This window comes from Streptomyces sp. RP5T (assembly GCF_003933965.1).
GTDB lineage: Bacteria > Actinomycetota > Actinomycetes > Streptomycetales > Streptomycetaceae > Streptomyces.
Genome location: NZ_RSAJ01001046.1, coordinates 1 through 1,522, shown reverse-complemented (window position 1 = coordinate 1,522; position 1,522 = coordinate 1). Strand labels below are relative to the sequence as shown.

At 72.1% G+C, this 1,522-nt stretch carries 1 protein-coding gene; it reads left to right on the top strand.

The window, feature by feature from the left end; genetic code table 11:
- Positions 1–154: 154 nt before the first annotated feature.
- Positions 155–1,522 (top strand): penicillin-binding transpeptidase domain-containing protein (locus tag EHS43_RS44335; RefSeq protein WP_148104333.1); only part of this gene is annotated, 1,368 nt, incomplete at its 3' end.

The window sequence follows — 1,522 nt, the reverse complement described above, 5'->3', positions numbered from 1 at the left end:
CGACGCGCACATCTCAATCAGCAGCCAGGGCGCCCCGGAGAGCCGGACGGCCACTCCTTGGGAGCCACTGAAGGCAAGACCCCATAAGCCACATCCGGCCCTCCCGGGCCGCCTAACAACTTACGGAGACCCCGTGACCGCACGAGGCCCCGGCATGACCCGATACATCCGGCACGCCGCCTTCTTCTGCGTCCTGCTGCTCGTGGCGCTCCTCGTCAACGCGACCCGCGTCCAGGTCTTCCAGGCCCGCGTCCACGACGAGAACCCGGCCAACCGGCGGGAGAACATCGCCCGTTACGGCCGCGAGCGCGGCGACATCCTGGTCGGCGGGCGTCCGGTCACCGGATCCCGGGACACCGGGGAGCAGCTGCGCTACGAACGGACGTACCGGGACGGGCCCTTGTACGCGCCGGTCACCGGCTTCGCCTCGCAGGAGTACGGCACGACACTGCTGGAGCACGCCGAGGACGCGGTCCTGTCGGGCTCGGACCCGATGCTGACGCCGTTCCCGCTGTGGAACGACTTCACGCGCAGGCGCGCCCCGGGCGGGGACGTCGTCACGACCCTCGACGCGGCCGCGCAGAAGGCGGCCTTCGACGGGCTGGACGGGCGCAAGGGCGCGGTGGCGGCCGTGGAACCGGCGACGGGACGCATCCTCGCGCTGGTGTCCTCGCCGTCGTACGACCCGGGAGTGCTGTCGGGCAACAGCGCCGGGGTGGGCCGCTCCTGGACCTGGCTCAACGCCAACCCGGACAAGCCGATGCTCAACCGGGCGGTGCGGCAGACCTATCCGCCGGGTTCGACGTTCAAGGTGGTCACCGCGGCGGCCGCGCTGGACGCCGGGGTGGTGAGGGACGTGGACGCGCCGACCGACTCGCCGGCCCCGTACACCCTGCCCGGCACCACCACCTCGCTCAGCAACGAGTCCGAGGGCTGTGAGGACCTGTCCCTGCGGGAGGCCTTCCGATGGTCGTGCAACACGGTGTTCGCGAAGCTCGGCGTGGACGTGGGGGTGGGCGACATGACGGCCACCGCGCACGCCTTCGGCTTCAACGACTACGCGCTGCGGATCCCCTTCTCGGTGGCCCGCAGCACCTTCGACCCGACCGTCGACAGGGCTCAGCTGGCCCTGTCGTCGATCGGCCAGTACAACACCCGTGCGACGCCACTCCAGATGGCGATGGTGTCGGCGGCCGTCGCCAACGGGGGGCGGATCCGCAGGCCCTATCTGGTGGAGCGGACCACCACGGCCGGGGGCAGCGTCGTGGCCACGGCGGGCCCGCGTCCGGAGCGGCAGGCGATGACCCCGGCCACGGCCGCGGTGCTGAAGGAGCTGATGACCCAGGTGGTGACCGAGGGCACCGGCACCAACGCGGCCATCCCCGGCGCGATCGTCGGCGGCAAGACCGGCACCGCCCAGCACGGCATCGGCAACGCCGGGATGCCGTACGCCTGGTTCGTGGCGTGGGCGCAGGGCGAGCGGGACGTGCAGCCCGGGGTCGCGGTGGCCGTGGTGGTGGAG